Annotated in this window: 14 protein-coding genes and 1 tRNA gene; 6 read left to right on the top strand and 9 right to left on the bottom strand. The window is 71.7% G+C overall.

Annotated features, from left to right (window positions below; translation table 11 throughout):
* Window positions 1-16: 16 nt before the first annotated feature.
* From AAIB33_RS08320 to idi, 7 genes are read right to left on the bottom strand one after another with little or no spacing between them, the layout of a single operon-like run.
* The gene (locus AAIB33_RS08320) at window positions 17-910 is read right to left on the bottom strand and encodes a prenyltransferase (protein WP_345803072.1); all 894 of its coding nucleotides are present in this window, start codon (window positions 908-910) and stop codon (window positions 17-19) included.
* Window positions 907-1212 carry a lycopene cyclase domain-containing protein gene (locus AAIB33_RS08315; protein ID WP_345803071.1) on the bottom strand — a complete coding sequence of 102 codons (306 nt, stop codon included), beginning with the start codon at window positions 1210-1212 and terminating at the stop codon, window positions 907-909. Before AAIB33_RS08315 ends, AAIB33_RS08320 begins: the two co-directional genes overlap by 4 nt.
* Complete coding sequence (locus tag AAIB33_RS08310) at window positions 1209-1553, bottom strand: lycopene cyclase domain-containing protein (protein ID WP_345803070.1); 345 nt, start codon at window positions 1551-1553, stop codon at window positions 1209-1211. Before AAIB33_RS08310 ends, AAIB33_RS08315 begins: the two co-directional genes overlap by 4 nt.
* Before the next feature lies 1 nt (window position 1554).
* Window positions 1555-3132 carry a phytoene desaturase family protein gene (gene crtI / locus AAIB33_RS08305; RefSeq protein WP_345803069.1) on the bottom strand — a complete coding sequence of 526 codons (1578 nt, stop codon included), beginning with the start codon at window positions 3130-3132 and terminating at the stop codon, window positions 1555-1557.
* Window positions 3129-3998, bottom strand: coding sequence for a squalene/phytoene synthase family protein (locus AAIB33_RS08300; protein ID WP_345803068.1), 870 nt, complete (start codon window positions 3996-3998; stop codon window positions 3129-3131). Before AAIB33_RS08300 ends, crtI begins: the two co-directional genes overlap by 4 nt.
* Window positions 3995-5056: a polyprenyl synthetase family protein gene (locus AAIB33_RS08295; RefSeq protein WP_345803067.1), complete on the bottom strand. Its 1062-nt coding sequence runs from the start codon at window positions 5054-5056 to the stop codon at window positions 3995-3997. Before AAIB33_RS08295 ends, AAIB33_RS08300 begins: the two co-directional genes overlap by 4 nt.
* Window positions 5053-5610, bottom strand: coding sequence for an isopentenyl-diphosphate Delta-isomerase (gene idi, locus AAIB33_RS08290; protein WP_345803066.1), 558 nt, complete (start codon window positions 5608-5610; stop codon window positions 5053-5055). The genes AAIB33_RS08295 and idi overlap by 4 nt, the downstream gene beginning before the upstream one ends.
* Before the next feature lie 76 nt (window positions 5611-5686).
* Here idi and AAIB33_RS08285 point away from each other — a divergent pair, with 76 nt between their 5' ends.
* Entirely contained in the window at window positions 5687-6157 is a 471-nt protein-coding gene (locus tag AAIB33_RS08285; RefSeq protein ID WP_345803065.1) for a MarR family transcriptional regulator, read from the top strand.
* 62 nt (window positions 6158-6219) lie between these two features.
* Here AAIB33_RS08285 and AAIB33_RS08280 read toward each other — a convergent pair.
* Window positions 6220-6293: transfer RNA gene (locus tag AAIB33_RS08280), tRNA-Met, on the bottom strand.
* 90 nt (window positions 6294-6383) lie between these two features.
* On the opposite strand from AAIB33_RS08280, the gene AAIB33_RS08275 reads away from it, so the two are divergent.
* Window positions 6384-6890, top strand: a complete 507-nt coding sequence (locus AAIB33_RS08275; protein WP_345803064.1) for a DUF6328 family protein — start codon at window positions 6384-6386, stop codon at window positions 6888-6890.
* Between the two features lie 2 nt (window positions 6891-6892).
* The gene (locus AAIB33_RS08270; protein WP_345803063.1) at window positions 6893-7696 is read left to right on the top strand and encodes a carbon-nitrogen hydrolase family protein; all 804 of its coding nucleotides are present in this window, start codon (window positions 6893-6895) and stop codon (window positions 7694-7696) included.
* A 7-nt stretch (window positions 7697-7703) separates the two neighbouring features.
* Here the strand turns inward: AAIB33_RS08270 and AAIB33_RS08265 are convergent, their stop codons facing one another.
* Window positions 7704-8906 carry an aminotransferase class I/II-fold pyridoxal phosphate-dependent enzyme gene (locus AAIB33_RS08265; protein WP_345803062.1) on the bottom strand — a complete coding sequence of 401 codons (1203 nt, stop codon included), beginning with the start codon at window positions 8904-8906 and terminating at the stop codon, window positions 7704-7706.
* 98 nt (window positions 8907-9004) lie between these two features.
* Here AAIB33_RS08265 and AAIB33_RS08260 point away from each other — a divergent pair, with 98 nt between their 5' ends.
* From AAIB33_RS08260 to AAIB33_RS08250, 3 genes are read left to right on the top strand one after another with little or no spacing between them, the layout of a single operon-like run.
* Window positions 9005-10699 carry a trypsin-like peptidase domain-containing protein gene (locus AAIB33_RS08260; protein WP_345803061.1) on the top strand — a complete coding sequence of 565 codons (1695 nt, stop codon included), beginning with the start codon at window positions 9005-9007 and terminating at the stop codon, window positions 10697-10699.
* Between the two features lie 45 nt (window positions 10700-10744).
* Window positions 10745-12010 carry a CDP-glycerol glycerophosphotransferase family protein gene (locus AAIB33_RS08255; RefSeq protein ID WP_345803060.1) on the top strand — a complete coding sequence of 422 codons (1266 nt, stop codon included), beginning with the start codon at window positions 10745-10747 and terminating at the stop codon, window positions 12008-12010.
* Window positions 12007-13461 (top strand): CDP-glycerol glycerophosphotransferase family protein, encoded by a 1455-nt coding sequence (locus AAIB33_RS08250; protein WP_345803059.1) that lies wholly within the window; start codon window positions 12007-12009, stop codon window positions 13459-13461. The genes AAIB33_RS08255 and AAIB33_RS08250 overlap by 4 nt, the downstream gene beginning before the upstream one ends.
* Window positions 13462-13463 lie beyond the last annotated feature (2 nt).

Raw genomic sequence — 13463 nt, 5'->3', positions numbered from 1 at the left:
CGGGGATCGCCCGGCCTCAGCTCGTGAGGAACCAGTACCAGATCAGCAGCAGCGTGACTCCGAACCCCGTCAGCTGGTTGAGCCACAGGAATCGGTCCCACCCGCGGGTCGCGGCATCCGCCGTCTCGTCCGTGATGGCGCGGAACGGCCAGACCGTGGCGAGATAGGGCAGCGCGAGGAGCGCCGCGAGGGGCCCGGGCCACGCGGATGTCAGCATGACGAGCCCTGCGGCGGCGTAGCAGGCCAGCGCGAACCAGACCGTCCACCGCGCACCGCGTGCCGTGGCGATGGACGAGATGCCCGCTTCGCGGTCGGCCACGACGTCCTGCACTGCGCCGAAGGCGTGCGACGCGACACCCCAGAGCGCGAAGGCCACGATGATCGCGACGAGCTGCCACGTCCAGACGGCCCCGGCCAGCACGAGGCCGTAGACGGCGGGGGAGAAGAAGTGGATGCTGCTCGTCACGGAGTCCGCGAACGGCCTCTCTTTGAGCCGCAGCGGCGGTGCGCTGTAGAACACGACGAAGAAGAGGCTCGCCGCCAGCACGAGCCACGACAGGGGCGACCCGACGATCACGAGGTAGACGACGAACGGCAGGCACGACAGGCCCGCCGCCCACAGCGTGACGGCGTGCATCCGCCGGTCGAGCACCGCGCCGTGCGCACCGCCCTTGCGGGGATTGCGCAGGTCGGATTCGTAGTCGAACACGTCGTTGATCCCGTACATCGCGAGGTTGTAGGGCACGAGGAAGAAGAGCGTGCCGACGACCAGCGCGGCGTCGATCTCGCGTGTGGCGAGGAGGTACGCGGCGGCGAAGGGATACGCCGTGTTGATCCAGCTGACCGGGCGGGATGCCACGAACAGCTGCCGCGCGACGGTGCCGGCGCGGAGGGGCTCGGTCGCGCTCATGCGGCCTTTCTCGCGGGAAGCAGGACGAAGACCGCGGGCACGAGGAACGCCGCGCAGAGCGGGTAGGCGAAGTCCTCGAGGGGTGCGAGTCCGACGCGGAGCCCGCTGATCTGGTCCACAGGATAGGTGAACAGGCCCGCCGCGATCATGACGTTGTCGAACACGGCGGTGAGGACGATGAGCACGACGGCGGCGAGTGCCGAGGAGAGCATCCGCCTGCCGAAGCCGGGACGGGGGATCGTCGCCAGCGTCACGGCGATCGTCGCGAGCGCGAACGGCAGGATGAGCAGTCCGTACGTCATCGCGCATGCTCCTGGGTCCGAGCGGATGCCCGGCGGCCCAGCACGCGCTGCGCGCCGGCCCACGAGACCAGGGCCAGGTAGCAGAGGAACGCCAGGAAGACCGGCTCCTCGAGCGGGAGGTGCGGGGCGAGGACGACGCCCACGTAGAGGGCGCTGTCGCCCTTCACGAACACGCCCGCGCCGATGCCGACGAGGTCCCAGAGGAGGAAGAACGCCGTGCCGAGCGCGCCGGCCGCGGCCGTGCGGCCCGGCGCCACGGGGAACGCCAGCCGCAGCCGCACGTCGAGCACGGCGATTCCGGCGAACGAGAGGAGGATCGCGGCGAGGTAGGCGCCGGGCATCTCAGGCTTTCGCCGCGACGGGCTCGGGGAGCGGACCCGGAGACCGGTCGCCGCGCAGCCGCTTCACGACGAGCTCGGCCGAGATGAGGCACATCGGCAGCCCGATGCCCGGCAGCGTCGATGCCCCCGCGTAGAGGAGGCCGTCCACGCGCTTGGACGCATTCCGCGGTCGGAACACCGCGCTCTGTCCGAGCGTGTGAGCGAGACCGAGGGCGTTCCCGCGCCATGCGTGCAGATCGGCCGCGAAGTCGCCCGGGGTGATCGTGCGGCGCACCACGACGCGTTCGGCGAGGTCCGGGATGCCGCACCACTCGGAGAGCTGCGCGATGACGGCGTCGGCGGCCTTCTCGATCCGGGGGTCGCCGTCGCCGTCCTCGCCGCCGCGTCCGAGCGACGGGTCGGCGGGAACGGGGACGAGCACGAAGAGATTCTCGTCGCCCGGCGGCGCGACCGTCGGGTCCGACGCGCTGGGCTTGCAGACGTAGAGCGAGGCGGGATCCGGGATGCCGGGATCGCGACCGAAGATCCGCTCGAAGTTCGCCCGCCAGTCGCGTGTGAAGAGGAGCGTGTGGTGCGTGAGCTGCGGAAGCTCGCCTCGCACTCCCAACAGTACGAGCAGGGCGCCCGGGCTGGGGGTGCGCGAGCGCCACCACTCCTCCGGGTAGCTGCGCAGCTCGGGCGGCAGCAGGCTGGTCTCGGTGTGGTGCAGATCGGCGGTCGACACGACGAGGTCAGCCTCGATCGCGCGCCCGTCCGCGAGACGGAGGCCCGTGGCCGTCGCCCCGGACGTCGTGATCGCGACGACCTCGGCCCCGGTCTCGATCGCGACGCCGCGCGCGCGGGCGAGCCGTTCGACAGCGGCGATGACGGCGGTGAAGCCGCCGCGCGGGTAGAGCACACCCTCGTCGAGGTCGAGATGGCTCATCAGGTGGTACAGGCTCGGCACGCCGTACGGCGAGCCGCCCAGGAAGACCGCGGGGTATCCGAGGATCTGCCGCAGTCGCTGATCGTCGAACCGGCGCTCGATGTGGCTCGCGAGCGTGCGGGTGAGGAGCGGCGCGAGCCGGGGGAGGCGACGCACCAGCTCGGGGTCGCGGAGGCCGGCCGTCGTCTCGTACGGATCGTAGAGGAACCGCGACACCGCCAGGTCGTACGCGTCGCCCGCGGAGTCGAGGTACGCGTCGAGGGCCGCGCCGGCGCCGGGCTCGACGCTCTCGAACAGCGCGGTGGCGGCATCCCTCCCCGACACGACGTCGAGCGGCCCGGCGTCGCCTTCCGTGTACACCCGGTACGCGGGATCGAGCGGCATGAGATCGAGTTCGGCGGCGGCGGTCGTTCCGAGCAGGCGGAAGAAGTGATCGAAGACCTCGGGCATGAGATACCAGCTCGGGCCCGTGTCGAAGCGGAAGCCGTCGCGCTCCCACGATCCCGCCCGCCCGCCGATCTCGTCACGGGCCTCGTAGACCGTCGCATCCCAGCCCTCGGCTGCCAGCAGCGCCGCGGTGGCGAGGCCGGCGATGCCGCCGCCGACGACGGCGACCGTGCCCGGATCACGCCGGGTCGTTCGCGCGCGGCTCATGCCCGGGCACCCCGGGGCGAGAAGCCGAGCCACGCGCGGGCGGCGAGAGCCGCCTTGACGGGATCGGGCACGCGCACGCGCGTCGCGGGCGCGGGGTCGCGGCGCAGCCGGCGTGCGAGGTCGGCGAAGAGGTCGTGCGCGGCCGTCACGGCGCGGCGGCAGTCTGGAGGGAGTCGGGGGATGACTGCCGCCGCGGCCGTGAGGTCTGCGTCGATGCGGGCGAGCACATCGTCGCGGCTCGACGCACCGAGGTAGTCGCGACCGAGGGTCGCGGCGTCGTGGTCGAGGTCACGAAGGAAGTTGACGTCCTGGAACGCCGCCCCGAGGCGACGCGCGCCGTCGACGAGGTCGGGATCGGCGGGGACGGGAGCGGGCGCGCCCGCGTTGACGAACGTCTGCAGGCACATGAGCCCGATCACCTCGGCCGAGCCGTAGATGTACGCGTCGTGAGAGGCGGCGTCGTGCGTCGCGGTCGTGATGTCCGTGCGCATGGACGCGAAGAACGGACGGATGAGATCCTCGCCGATGCCGCATTCGCGGGCCGTGCGGGCGAACGCGTGCACGACCAGGTTGGCGCTGAAGCCCCGCTCGACCGCGGCGAGCGTCTCGGTCTCCAGATCATCGAGCACACGGCGCTCCGCGTCGGGGGCCAGTCCTGCTTCGGCTCCGGGACCGTCGACGATCTCATCCGACACGCGGGCGAGGGCGTAGATGTTGCGGACGTGCGGACGAACGCGCGGCCCGAGCATTCGGCAGGCGAGGGCGAACGACGTCGAGTAGGCCGCGATGACGGCGGCAGCGGCATCCCGAGCCGTCTGATCGTAGAGGGCCAGACCCGTGGGCTCCTCGGTCTTGCGACGGCTCACGGCACACGCTCCGAAACGGCGGCCACCAGGGTGTCGACGAGACCCCGGGCGGCGGGCGGAAGAGATGGGTCTTCGGCGGCGTCCCTCGCCTCGGCGAGGGTGCCGGCGATGAGGGCGAGGAGACGCAGGCGTGCACCGCTCTCGTCGAGGGCGCGCTGCGCCTCGCGGACGGCGACGGGACCCGTGTGGGCAACGGCGAGGGCTTCGCTCACCTGGGGCCACGCGCCGGAATCCCGCGCGAGTGAGACGAGGGGAGTGCGCTTGGCCTCGCGGAGGTCGCCGCCCGACTCGCGTCCGGCCTGATCCGACGAGCCGAACGCGCCGATGAGGTCGTCGACGAGCTGGAAGGCGAGTCCGAGGCGGCTCCCGGCCCGTTCGAGGGCTGCGATCGCGGCGTGGTCGGCGCCCGCCAGCACGGCCCCCGCGCAGAGCGGAGCCGTGAACGAGTAGACGGCGGTCTTGTCATGCGCCGCATTGAGGAGCGCGTCCGGCTCGGCCCACTCGGGCGACACGGCGTGCTCGACGTCGGCGAGCTCTCCCGCTGCCGAGACGAACACCGCGTCGTCGAGGAGGGCGAGGAGCGCTTCGCGACGGACGGGTGCGACATCGGCGAGCGCGACGAGCCGGCAGGCCTCGTGCAGCAGGAGGTCGCCCGCGAGGATCGCCGCGGCGTCTCCGAGGAGCGCCGCCCCGGAGGCATCCGCTCCGCGCAGGCGTGCCCGCTCGCGGAACTCGCCGGCGATGTTCGGGATGCCTCGCCGCACGGTGTCGTGGTCGATGACGTCGTCGTGCACGACGAAGGCGGTGTGCAGCAGCTCGAAGGCCGCCGCGATCGGGTACAGCACCGGCGTGTCGAGGGGATCGCCGCCGAATGCCTGGAAGGACGCCGCGACGAGAGCCGGGCGGAAGCGCTTGCCCCCTTCGGTGGCACGGGCGATCGCGTCGCCGAGCGTCGGGAACCCCCCGCCGAGCGTCAGCGCGCGCTCGCGGATCCGCCCCACTGCGTCGTCGATCGCATCGTCGATCGCGGCAGCGGGGGCGGGGGCCAGCGCGATCATGATGCGCGGCGCCGCTCGTCTGCTCGCGACCGGTCGAAGAGGTGCAGCTGCTCGGCCTGGAGCACGAGCCAGGGGCTGAACGCCCACGGCGTCGCCTCGAGCGACGCGGCGAGGTCGGCCGGGTCCACCCACTGGGCGTCCACCACCTCGAGCGGGTTGAGCACGGGCTCGTCGTACGTGAGCGCCGTGTAGACGGGGCACAGCTCGTGCTCGACGATGCCGTTGACGTCGGTCGCACGGTAGCGGAAGAGCGGAAGCGCGAGCTCGATCTCGGTGAGGGTGATGCCGAGCTCGTACTCGGCGCGACGGTGCACGGCGGACAGCACGGGCTCCGCGGGCCGGGGGTGGCCGCAGAACGAGTTGCTCCAGACTCCGGGCCAGGTCGTCTTGCCCAGCGCCCGGCGCGTCACGAGCACTTCACCGGCCTCGTTGACGACGTGGCAGGAGAATGCGAGGTGAAGGGCCGTCTCGGTGCCGTGCACGCTGCTCTTGGGAGCGGTGCCGATCTCGCGGCCGTCATCGTCGAGGAGGACGACGTGATCGGTATCGGTCATGATTCCTCCAGTATTCGCTAGTTTATCTAGCAATATAGTGGTCTCGATGATACATAGGGACTGAAGGAGTGTCCACATGTCTGAGCGATGGGTACCCGAGACGACCCGTGACCATGCGGTCATGGATGTGCTGAGGGCCATCCGCGCCCTGGGTGACGCCATGGACCGCATGCACGGCGGCATGAAGGGCGACATGGACATGAACGCCACCGACGTCGCGGCCCTCCGGATGCTCATCATGCGGGAGCAGCGCGACGAGCTCGTGAGTCCCCATGACCTCGCACGTCATCTCCGCATCTCGACCGCCTCCACGACGAAGCTCCTCGATCGTCTCACCGCCTCGGGTCATCTCGAGCGCCGCGCGCACCCCAGCGACCGCCGGGCGCGCGTCGTCGTGCTGACGCAGGCGTCGCGCGAGGAGTTCTACCAGCACATGGGGGAGCGGCTGCGCGCGATGCGCGGCGTCGCCCAGGGCTACGACGACGACGAGCTTCGCGTCGTGACGCGGTTCCTGCTCGAGCTGAGCGAGGCGATCGACCCTGCGTGAGGCGAACGAGCCCACAGCGAAAACGAAGAAGGCCCCGCATTCGCGGGGCCTTCTTCTTCTTGTTGCGGGGACAGGATTTGAACCTGCGACCTCTGGGTTATGAGCCCAGCGAGCTACCGAGCTGCTCCACCCCGCGGCACGTCAATCAGCCTATCAGGCTTTTCGGGTGGTGTTGACCGGGGTCGGATCGCTTGCCGTCAGGAAGCTGCGCGGGCAAGGTTGAGGCATGTCCGCCGACCCCGATTCGGAACCGCTCGACGACCGCCCGGACGGCCGGGACGAGACGCCGAACGAGCGCGCCGACCGCAACTGGTCGGAGATGCTGCAGGAGTTCCGCGTGCTGCAGACCGGCACGCAGATCCTGACGGGCTTCCTGCTCGCGATCGCCTTCCAATCCGGCTTTCAGAAGCTCGACCCCGGTCAGCGCACGTTCTACCTCGCGCTCGTCGTCCTCGCGGCGCTGAGCGCCATCGTCGCGCTGTCGCCGGTCGCCCTGCACCGCATGCTCTTCCAGCGCCGGCTCAAGCGGCGCGTCGTGTCGTTCGGCCATGCGGCGCTCATCACCGCCCTCGTGACGGTCGCCCTCCTGACGGTCGGGGTGGTCGCCTTCATCTTCGACGTCGTCGTGAACGACGCGGCCTCGACCTTCGTCGCCGTCGTCCTCTCGGTCGTGATCGTCGTCCTCTGGCTCATCACGCCGTTCCTCATGCGTCGTCGACGGGAGGACGGGTGACCATGGGCGCACTCGGCATCGCCGTCGCCCAGTTCGCACCCACGGCGGATGAGGCCGACAACCTCGAGCACATCGCGGCCCTCGTCGGGTCGGCAGCGCAGCGCGGCGCGCGGATCGTCGTCCTGCCCGAGTACTCCAGCTTCTTCATCGACCCGTTCGACGAGACCCTCCTCTCGCACGCACAGGACGTCGACGGGCCGTTCACGCGGGCCCTCGCTTCGCTCGCGGGCGAGAACCGGATGGTCGTCGTCGCAGGCTTGCTCGAACGAGCGGGTGACGGCAGGCGCGTGCGCAACACCGTCGTCGCGGTGGACGGGTCGGGCGTCGTGGCGCGGTACCGCAAGCTGCACCTGTACGACGCCTTCGGGCAGCGCGAATCGGACTGGGTCGAACCAGGGGAGCTCGCGGAGCCCGAGACCTTCGAGCTCGCAGGCCTCCGCTTCGGGCTCATGACGTGCTACGACCTCCGCTTCCCCGAGGTGGGCCGCCTGCTCGTCGACGCGGGCGCCGACGTCTTCCTCGTGCCGGCCGAATGGGTGCGCGGGCCGCTCAAGGAGCACCACTGGACGACGCTGCTCCAGGCGCGGGCGATCGAGAACACCGTCTTCGTCGCGGCCGCCGACCATCCGCCGCCGCTGGGCGTCGGCAACTCGATGATCGTCGATCCGCAGGGCGTGACGCTCGCCGCCGTCGGCACGGCGACGGATGTCGCCGTCGCCCACCTCGACGCCGGGGTGGTCGAGCGCGTGCGCCGCGTCAACCCGGCGCTGGCGCTGCGGCGCCTCCGCGTCTCTCCACGCGGCTGAGGCAGCGTCAGCGGGCGAGGACCGAGAGACGGGATGCCGCCTCTTCGAGCACCTCGATGCGCTTGCACGCGGCGAAGCGCACGAGCGTGGCGTAGTCGGCTCGCCGCTCCGGCGTCGCGAAAGCGGTGAGTGGAATCGCGACGACGCCGGCCCGCTGCGGGAGCGACCGGCAGAACTCGGCGGCATCCGTCGCACCGAGGGAAGCGGCATCCGCGACCGTGAAATACGACCCCGCGGGCACCGAGACCTCGAAGCCGGCGGCGCGGAGTCCCGCACCGAGCAGGTCGCGCTTGCGCCGCAGGGTGTCGGCGACGCCCGAGAAGTAGTCGGCGGGAAGACGCAGGCCCGTCGCGATGGCGGGCTGGAAGGGCGCCCCGTTGACGTACGTGAGCCACTGCTTGACGGCAAGGACCGCATCCACGAGATCGGCGGGACCCGTCGCCCAGCCGATCTTCCAGCCCGTCGTCGAGAAGGTCTTTCCGCCCGACGAGATCGAGACGGTGCGCTCCCACGCCCCCGGCAGTGTCGCGAGCGGCACATGCGGCTCACCGAAGACGAGGTGCTCGTAGACCTCATCGGTCACGATGACGGCGTCATGCCGTTCGGCGAGGGCGACGATCTCGCGACGGACCTCGTCGGAGAAGACCGCGCCGGTGGGATTGTGCGGGTCGTTCACGAGGATGATGCGAGTGCGGTCGGTCACGGCATCCCGAAGCCGGTCGAGATCCGGCTGGAAACCGGGCCACTCCAGCGGCACGGTCACGAGACGCGCGCCGGAGAGCGCCACCACCGCGGCATACGAGTCGTAGTGCGGCTCGAACACGACGACCTCGTCGTCGGGTCCGTCGACGAGGGCGAGGATCGCGGCGGCGAGGGCCTCGGTGGCACCGGCCGTCACCAGCACGTTGCGGGCGGGATCGAGCGTAAGTCCGTAGAACCGCTGCTGGTGCTCCGCGATCGCGGCGAGCAGATCCGGGATGCCGCGCCCCGGCGGATACTGGTTCACGCCGTCGCCGATCGCGGCGCGCGCGGCCTCGAGCACGTCGGCCGGGCCGTCCTCGTCGGGGAAGCCCTGCCCCAGGTTGAGAGCGCCCGTCTGGACCGCCAGCGCGCTCATCTCGGCGAAGATGGTGGGGCGCGCGATGCCGTCGGATCCGATCAATCCGGCGCCGGCGGCCGCCCGGCGCCAGGCACCCGGAATGTTTCGCATCCGGTTCACGCTACTCGCATAGTCGAGTCCCAACGTGGGCATAAGAAACGCACAGAATCGCCCGGCACAGTGAAATTGCTTGTCCAGAAGGAGCAATCATGAGCGACACCACGGGCGACCGCCCCGCCGAGACCACCCCCGAGAACGCCGTTCCGACCCCGCCTGCTCCGCCTGCGCAGAACCCTGCCGCTCAGGCACCGCAGCAGCCCGTCGCGCCGCAGCACCAGCAGCAGCCGGTCGCGCCGCAGCAGCCCGTCGCACCGCAGCCCGTCGCGCCGCAGCAGCCTGTGGCGCCCCAGCAGCAGCAGCCCGTCGCGCCGCAGCAGCACGGCGGCTACATCCCGCCGTCGCCGCAGGCCGCCGGATGGCACCAGGCTCCGGCCGGGGCCTACCCGCAGCAGCAGTACGGCGCACCGCGCCCCCAGACCTACGCGGGCCAGCCGCAGCCGGGTCAGCCGCAGCACCCCGGTCAGCCGCAGTACGCCTCGTCGTTCGGCCCCGGCGCCAACCAGACGCAGCCCACGGCGCCCCTCGCTCCCGCGACCGGCGCGACGGCCACGCAGCCCAAGCAGAAGTCGGGCGGCGCCGGCAAGGTCGTCGGCCTCATCGTCGCGGCGGCCATCGTCGGCGGCGCTGCTGGACTCGGCGGCTCGTTCGCCGGCGCGAACCTCTTCGCGTCCGACGCGGCCAGCCCCGCGGCCGGCCCGACGACCGTGACGGTCAACAACACCGACTCGGTCAACCAGACCACCGCGATCGCGGCGAAGGTCGTCCCGAGCGTCGTCACTATCGAGGCCGCGTCGGGATCGAGCGGCGGCACCGGTTCGGGCGTCGTCCTCACGTCCGACGGCTACATCGTCACCAACACGCACGTCGTCACGCTCGACGGCGCGACCGCCGACGCGACGCTGCGCGTCACGACGTCCGACGGGCACGTGTACGACGCGACGGTCGTCGGCACCGACCCCACGTACGACCTCGCGGTCATCAAGCTCAAGGGCGCCTCGGGCCTCACCCCGATCGACTTCGCCGACTCGTCGAAGCTCAACGTCGGCGACGCCACGGTCGCCGTCGGCGCGCCGCTCGGCCTGTCGAACAGCGTCACCACGGGCATCGTGAGCGCCCTCAACCGCTCGATCCAGATCGCCTCGTCCGCCGCTCCCGACTCGAGCGACGACTCGAGCGGTGGCTCGGGCGACGGCAACCAGACGCCCGACCAGGGCCAGAACGGTCCGTTCTACTTCGACTTCGGCCAGGGCCAGACGCAGCAGCAGCAGGCGACCGAGACCATCTCGCTCGCGGTCGTCCAGACCGACGCCGCGATCAACCCCGGCAACTCGGGCGGCGCGCTCGTCGACGACGAGGGCAAGCTCATCGGCATCAACGTGGCCATCGCGTCGGCGGGCTCGTCGGGCGGCGGGCAGTCGGGCAACATCGGCGTCGGATTCTCGATCCCGTCCGACATCGTCAAGCGAATCAGCGACGACATCATCAAGGACGGCTCGGCGACGCACGGTCTGCTCGGAGCGAGCGTGAAGCCGGCCGCATCGGTCGACGGCGCCACCATCACGGGCGCCTCCATCCAGGAGGTCACCTCCGGTGGCGCCGCCGAGGCCGCCGGCCTCAAGGCCGGCGACATCGTCACCGAGTTCAACGGCGTGCCGATCACGGACTCGACCGACCTCACGGCCCAGGTGCGCGCGCTCGCCGGTGGCAGCAAGGCGACCCTCACGTACGTCCGCGACGGCAAGTCGCACACCACCGAGGTGACGCTCGGCACGCTGGGCCAGTAAGGCCCCGCTCAGGGAACGGACGCCACCCCGCGATAGGCTCGCGGGGTGGCGTCCTTCTCTTTCGGCGCGGGTAACGCGGCGAAGCTGGTTCGCCTCCCGCTGCACCTCGCCGGACGCCTCCTCACCCTCGTCGTGCCCCGCACGACCGGTGACTGGGTCTTCGGCTGCGGCGTCGGAATCGCCGATGGAGCCCTCGCCCTCTGGGACGTCGTCGAGGCCCGGGGCCACCGGGCGGTGTGGCTCATCGGGGACCGCCGGCAGGCTCAGGATGCCGCGGCGCGAGGCATCCCGCACGTGGCGAAGCACTCGCTCCGCGGACTGTGGCTGACCGCTCGCGCCCGCGTGGTCGTCGTGACGCACGGCTTCGGCGACGTCAACCGCTACGCCGTGTCCGGCGCGTTCGTCGTGCAGCTGTGGCACGGCATCCCGCTCAAGCGCATCGGGCTCGACTCCGCCGAGACCCTGCGGCCGCCCGCCGCGCTGGGGCGCGGCATCCTGTCCCTCCTGGCGCGTCGTGCACTCGGCCTCGCGTACCGCCTGACCGCTCGCCGCATCCGGGTGATCCCCGCAGCGTCGCACCTCGTGCGCGGGCGCCTCGAGTCGGCCTTCGGGCTTCCCGACGACCGCGTCCCCGTGACGGGGGAGCCGCGTGTCGACGTGCTCTCGCAGGGTACGCCCGAGTCGCGCCGCTCTGTCGGCCGGGAGCGCATCGCCGCCGCCGTCGGTCCGTTCGACGCGGCGACCCGTCTCGTGCTGTACGCGCCGACGTGGCGCGACGGCGAGCCCGACCCCGCGGTGCCGTCCGACGGGGAGTGGCGCGCGATCGTGGACGTGCTGACGAGGCATGACGCCGTGCTGCTCGTAAGGTCGCACCCGCTCGGAGCGGGGGAGTACCGCCCGCCCGTCGCGACCGATCGCGTGCGGGGACTGGGGAGCAGCGCCGTACCCGACGTGACGCCGCTTCTGCCAGGGCTCGACGCCCTCGTCACGGACTACTCGTCGCTCATCTTCGACGCGTCGCTCGTGCCGCTGCCCGTCGTGTTCCTGGCTCCCGATGTCTCCGCCTATGCCCGGCGGCGCGGGTTCTACGGAACCTACGCCGACGTCGCCGGTGACGACTGGACGAAGGACTGGACGCGCGCCGCGCGCCGCCTGGACGCCCTCCTGGGCGACGACGCGGTGCGGGGAAAGAGCCTCGAGCGGTCGCGCGCGCTCGACGCGCGGATGCACGCGCACCACGACGGCCGGAACACCGAGAGGGTGTACCGTGCGATCCTGGCCGGCCTGGGCCGAGAGAGAGGACGACGATGACCGACGCGCGCTTCACGACCGAGACGGGCGCTTCGCTCGTGCTGTCCGGCGAGGGCCCGCGACCCGCATCCGTCGAACTCGTCGGCTCGCGCGCCCGTGTCACGGGCCAGCTGACGGGCCGCGGCAAGACGTGGCGGGCTGTGCTCGCGCTGCGGGCCTCGCGGTGGGGCGGCCCCGAGCTGCCCCTCCCCGCGGGCGACTACGCGCTCCTCATCGAGACCGCTGCCGACGCGCCCGCCATCGAGCCCGCCGGGCCTCTTCCGCTCGCGCAGCTCGGGACGCTCCGCGCGTCGTTCGACGGCACGACGGTGCGGGTGGGGCCGCCCATCGACCCGGCCTACGACTCGGGCGAGGGCCAGGACGCTCTGGAACGCCGGTACGCCACCCGCCCGGGCGGCCTCGAGAACGCCGTCTTCTTCGAGAGCTTCTACGGCCGCAACGCCAGCTGCAACCCCCTCGCGATCGACCGCGAGCTCGCCCGCCGGGTGCCGGGGCTGACGCGCTACTGGAGCGTTGTCGACCTCTCGGTGCAGGTGCCCGAAGGCGCCATCCCCGTCGTCGAGGGGAGCCCCGAGTGGTGGCGCGCACGCGGCTCGGCGCGCCTGCTCGTCGTCAACGACTGGCTGCGGCGCCGGTTCGCGCGGCGGCGCGGGCAGATCGTGCTCCAGACGTGGCACGGCACTCCCCTCAAGCGCCTCGCGCTGCACCGTCCGGGATTCGACCCGCGTCGCATGGCGGCGGTCGTCCGCGAGTCGCGGCGCTGGAACATCCTGCTCGCTCAGAACCCGTACGCGGCGCGGATCCTCGGTAAGGCGTACGCGTTCCTCACGCGGCCCGTATGGATCGAGGGGTACCCGCGCAACGACGTGCTCACGACGGGCGACGGAGCGGCGACGCGGCGTGCGCTCGGCATCCGTCCCGAGGACAAGGTCGTGCTGTACGCGCCGACCTGGCGCGACGACCGCGACGAGATGGTCGACTTCGTCGATCCTGCGCAGCTCGCCGCCGAGACCGACTCCGTCGTCCTGGTGCGGGGTCACTCCCGCACGCTCCTCCCGGGGAAGGACGCCGCCGGCCCGCGCGTCGTCGACGTGACGGGCTTTCCCGACACGTCACTGCTCCTCCTCGCCGCCGACGCCCTCGTCACCGACTACTCGTCGGTCATGTTCGACTTCAGCGTCACGGGCAAGCCGATGTACTTCCTCGTGCCCGACATGGAGCACTACCGCGGCGAGCTGCGCGGCTTCTACTTCGACCTCGTCGCCCACGCACCGGGTCCCATCGTGCGGTCGCAGGATGAGCTCGTCGCCGAGCTGCGATCGGGCGACCCCGCCCGGTACGCGGCGCAGTATCAGGCGTGGCGGGCGAAGTTCAACGCGCGCGACGACGGCCGCGCGGCCGAGCGCGTCGTCGACCGCCTGCTCGACCAGGGTTTCGTGATCCGCCCCTAGAC

The organism is Microbacterium sp. AZCO (genome assembly GCF_039614715.1).
GTDB lineage: Bacteria > Actinomycetota > Actinomycetes > Actinomycetales > Microbacteriaceae > Microbacterium.
This window is presented reverse-complemented; position numbering and strand designations above follow the sequence as displayed.